The sequence below is a fragment of the Pararcticibacter amylolyticus genome (genome assembly GCF_003130405.1).
Classification (GTDB): domain Bacteria; phylum Bacteroidota; class Bacteroidia; order Sphingobacteriales; family Sphingobacteriaceae; genus Arcticibacter; species Arcticibacter amylolyticus.
On the sequence record NZ_QEAS01000017.1, the window covers coordinates 102,203 to 107,134 of the forward strand.

Sequence of the window (4,932 nt, forward strand, 5' to 3'; positions counted from 1 at the left end):
TTACAACATGACATTAGAAATTTTAACACCTGATCAGACTGTTTTTGAAGGGGAAGTTAGCTCAGTAACCGTTCCGGGGACGCAAGGCTCTTTCGAAGTTCTGAATAATCACGCCCCTATCATCTCAACTCTTGAAGACGGAAAAGTGATTATTCGCACAGGTGGAAAAAGTGAAGAAAGTTACTTCATAAAAGGCGGGGTTGTTGAAGTTCTTAACAATAAAATTACTGTCCTCGCTGAGGGGATTGAATAACACGATTTAGTGCTTATCAGATACTGACCGGATGATAAAATCATCCGGTTTTTTTTTGCCCGTTTTTTTAAACTTCCGGTTGATTTTTCCGATTTCAAGAAGAAAATCATCCCTTTCCGCATCCAGTGTCAAATTTTAAACCGTATACCAAAACCAGTTTCGGTATAGTGAATCCAAATTTTTAAAACAAAAAAACAGACTTACACCAAATTTTATTTTGACAGAACAAAACCATTAGAATAATATACTAATTGAAAATTTCCGTACAGGGGTATTGACTTACTTCGCGGAAGTGCCTACCTTGAGGATAGATAAAGAAGACACGCTGCCTAAGCAGAATTTCTCTTTAAATATACGACTTTTTTAACCGATTAATAAAAGCAATACTCAGTAATAAAAATATTACGACAACATTATGGATTCGTCATCAGGCAACAACGCAGCAGCTGGAACAAATGAAGAAATAAATCGTTACAGCCGGATACTTACTCAGGATCCGACTCAGCCGGCGGCTCAGGCAATGCTTTACGGAATCGGTCTGACCGACGAGGACCTGAATAAGGCCCAGGTGGGTATTGCAAGTATGGGTTACGACGGGAATACCTGTAACATGCACCTTAACGATCTGGCAAAGCTTGTTAAAGAAGGTGTGTGGAAAGAAGATCTCGTAGGCCTGATCTTTAACACTATCGGGGTAAGTGACGGGATGGGAAACGGGACTCCGGGAATGCGCTATTCTCTCATCAGCAGGGATGTGATTGCCGACTCTATAGAAGCTGTTTGCGGCGCCCAATATTACGATGCACTGATTGCCTTGCCCGGATGTGATAAGAACATGCCAGGATCCCTGATTGCAATGGGACGGCTGAACAGGCCTGCGATCATGGTATATGGCGGCACGATTGCTCCCGGACATTACAAAGGTGAAGATCTGAATATTATATCAGCGTTTGAAGCCCTGGGAAAAAAAATCGCCGGGCAAATTGATGAAACAGATTTCAAAGAAATAATCAAACGCTCCTGTCCGAGTGCAGGAGCCTGCGGAGGAATCTATACTGCCAACACTATGGCAGCAGCAATAGAAGCCCTGGGGATGAGTTTGCCATATTCTTCATCCTCCCCGGCTTTGAGTGAAAGTAAAAGAGATGAATGTCTTGCTGCTGGAAAAGCGGTCCGGCTCCTCCTGGAGAAAAATATAAGGCCTAAAGACATCATGACACGCAAAGCTTTCGAGAATGCGATTGTGACCCTTATGGTACTGGGAGGTTCCACAAATGCCGTTTTGCATCTCATTGCAATGGCTAAGAGTGTAGATGTCCCCTTAACCCAGGATGACTTCCAGGAAATCAGCAACCGTATTCCTGTCCTCGCCGACATGAAGCCAAGCGGGAAATATATGATGCAGGATCTGCATGAAGTTGGTGGAGTGCCTGCGGTAATGAAGTACCTGCTTGAACAGGGCTGGCTGCATGGTGAATGTTTAACCTGCACAGGAAAAACGCTTTCAGAAAACCTCAGCGGGATCCCGTCGCTTGACTTCAATACGCAAAAGATCATTCTTCCGGTGGAGACCCCCGTAAAAGCTACAGGTCATTTACAAATCCTGTACGGAAACCTTGCAGAGGGAGGAAGTGTGGCGAAGATCACCGGTAAAGAAGGTGAATTTTTTGAAGGTCCTGCACGGGTCTTTGACGGCGAAGCTCATCTCATCGAAGGAATCAGCAGCGGAAGAGTAAAACCGGGCGATGTCGTAGTCATTAAGAACATCGGGCCAAAGGGAGCTCCTGGCATGCCGGAAATGCTGAAACCTACTTCAGCACTTATGGGCGCAGGTCTTGGCAAATCAGTCGCCCTGATCACGGACGGCCGCTTTAGCGGAGGAACACACGGTTTTGTGGTTGGACATATTACTCCGGAAGCATTCGAAGGAGGCCTGATCGGTCTGGTGAAAGATGATGACAGGATTGAAATAGACGCGGTAAACCGTCATATTACATTGAAAGTCCCAGACCAGGAGATAGCACAAAGACGCGCCGGATGGGTTCAGCCTGAACTAAAAGAGAAAAAAGGTCTGTTATACAAATACGCCAGGCTTGTAAGTTCTGCGGCAGAAGGCTGCGTTACCGACGAAAATTAAAGAACTGAAACTACATAGTCTTCAGATCACAAAATAGTATAAAGCAAAACAATTCTGACAGCTAATCTAAAATCTAATAAAATGGAAACAGCACAACAGGAAGCCACTGCAGCGAGCCCAAAGGAGGCAGAAGATACCGGAATCGAAATAACAGGGGCGGTAGCTTTACTGGAAGGCCTTCTTGCAGAGGGTGTAGATACGATCTTCGGATATCCGGGGGGGGCTATTATGCCTATCTACGATGCATTATATGACTACCAGGAAAAGCTGCATCATGTCCTGGTCCGCCACGAGCAGGGAGGGATACATGCAGGACAGGGATATGCTAGGTCTTCAGGAAAAGTCGGTGTTGTATTTGCAACCAGCGGACCGGGAGCAACTAACCTGGTAACCGGACTTGCCGACGCACAGATTGACAGTACTCCTCTTGTTTGCATTACAGGACAGGTATTTGCTCACCTGCTTGGAACCGACGCCTTCCAGGAAATAGATGTGATTAATATAACATCGCCAATCACGAAATGGAACTACCAGATAACTGATGCAACTGAGATTCCCGAAGTGCTGGCAAAAGCATTCTACATTGCCAGAAGCGGACGTCCCGGACCCGTTGTGATTGATATTACCAAAAATGCACAGCTTCAGAAGTTCAACTTCAAAGGCTATTCCGCCTGCCGTCATATCCGGAGCTACCGGCCAAAACCTATAATACGGAAAGAATTTGTCGAAAAGGCTGCAGAGCTGATCGATAACGCTAAAAAGCCGTTCGTCCTTTTTGGACAGGGAGTGATCCTTGGCAGCGCAGAAAAGGAATTTAAAGCTTTCATAGAAAAGACAGGAATCCCCTCTGCATGGACAATTCTGGGGGCAGGGGCTATTCCGAGCGATCATCCGCTGAACGTGGGAATGCTCGGCATGCATGGAAATTACGGGCCTAATGTTCTTACCAACGAATGTGATGTATTGATTGCTGTAGGAATGCGCTTCGATGACCGGGTAACAGGCAGGCTGGACAAATACGCAAAACAGGCAAAGGTCATCCATCTGGATATTGACCCTGCAGAAATAGATAAAAACGTACAAACAACTGTTGCAGTATGGGGCGACTGTAAGGAAACCCTTCCATTACTCACTTCACTTGTTAAACCCAATCAGCACGCAGAATGGCTTGAAAAATTCAGGGACTACGAAAAACAGGAAGTAGATCAGGTTATAAAAGATGAACTCTTCCCTGTTACTGAAGAAATGACCATGGGAGAAGTTCTTCACAATCTGAATCAGCTGACAGGCGGGGAAGCGATCATCGTATCCGACGTTGGCCAGCATCAGATGGTCACCTGCCGGTACGCAAAACTAAACAATACCCGCAGCAACATTACCAGTGGCGGCGCAGGTACCATGGGATTCGCTCTTCCGGCAGCCATAGGCGCCAAATATGGAACTCCAGACAAAACGGTAGTGGCAATTATCGGTGACGGCGGTATTCAGATGACGATCCAGGAACTGGGAACTATTATGCAAAGCGGCATAGATGTGAAAATCATCATTCTCAATAATCAATTCCTCGGAATGGTGCGCCAGTGGCAGCAGCTGTTTCACGACCGGAGATATTCCTTTGTAAATATCACCAGTCCCGATTACGTTAAAGTTGCAGAAGGGTACGGTATTCTTGGGAAAAGCATAGCAAAAAGGGAATATCTTGTTGACGCCCTGAAAACGATGCTGGAGCATAAAGGCCCTTATCTTCTCGAAGTGATGGTAACCAAAGAGAACAATGTATTTCCGATGGTTCCGCAGGGTTGCAGCGTCAGCGAAATCAGACTTAAGTAAGTTGAAAGACGGAAGATCTAATTCAAAGAAACCATGAGCACAGAAAACACTCCCATCAAACAGGAATATAATATAACCGTATACACGGAAAATCAGATAGGTCTGCTCGGCCGCATCGCTATTATCTTTACAAGAAGGAAAATCAATATAGACAGCCTCAATACATCGCCTTCTGAAATAGAGAGCATTCACCGGTTCAACATTGTGATCAATGAAACTGAAGATGTAGTCAGGAAAGTAACCCGTCAGATTGAGAAACAGGTAGAAGTGCTGAAAGTATATTACAATACGAACGAAGATGTCATCTGGCAGGAAATGGCCTTGTATAAAGTCCCCACAGACACCATTGCGGAAAAGGCACTGGTAGAGCGTCTTCTTCGCGAAAACGGCGCACGGGCGGTGGTGATCAGAAAAGACTATACTGTGTTCGAAACAACCGGACACAGGGAAGAGACCGACAATCTGATCAAAGCTTTACAGCCCTATGGCCTGATTGAGTTTGTAAGAAGCGCAAGGATTGCAATTATAAAAGACAGTGAAGGTTTCAATTGCAAGCTAAGGGAGTTCGAGAGAACAGAACCGGCTCCTGAAATTGTGGAAAATGAGTATCTTAACAGCCGCGATAAGGTCTTCACAATGTAAGTTATAAGTAATAAGTGATAAGTACTAAAATATTCACCTGAAGGGCGTTCAGAATTTAAGAGTTATACAG

General features: G+C 45.3%; 4 protein-coding genes. All 4 read left to right on the forward strand.

Annotated elements, in window-relative coordinates:
• The first annotated feature begins 7 nt into the window (after positions 1 to 7).
• Positions 8 to 253 (forward strand): ATP synthase F1 subunit epsilon, encoded by a 246-nt coding sequence (gene atpC, locus DDR33_RS18955; RefSeq protein ID WP_109417377.1) that lies wholly within the window; start codon positions 8 to 10, stop codon positions 251 to 253.
• Positions 254 to 668: 415 nt separating this feature from the next.
• Positions 669 to 2,390, forward strand: coding sequence for a dihydroxy-acid dehydratase (gene ilvD, locus DDR33_RS18960; RefSeq protein ID WP_109417378.1), 1,722 nt, complete (start codon positions 669 to 671; stop codon positions 2,388 to 2,390).
• An 81-nt stretch (positions 2,391 to 2,471) separates the two neighbouring features.
• Positions 2,472 to 4,220 (forward strand): biosynthetic-type acetolactate synthase large subunit, encoded by a 1,749-nt coding sequence (gene ilvB / locus DDR33_RS18965; RefSeq protein WP_109417379.1) that lies wholly within the window; start codon positions 2,472 to 2,474, stop codon positions 4,218 to 4,220.
• 33 nt (positions 4,221 to 4,253) lie between these two features.
• Positions 4,254 to 4,862 carry an acetolactate synthase small subunit gene (gene ilvN, locus DDR33_RS18970; protein ID WP_109417380.1) on the forward strand — a complete coding sequence of 203 codons (609 nt, stop codon included), beginning with the start codon at positions 4,254 to 4,256 and terminating at the stop codon, positions 4,860 to 4,862.
• Positions 4,863 to 4,932: the final 70 nt, after the last annotated feature.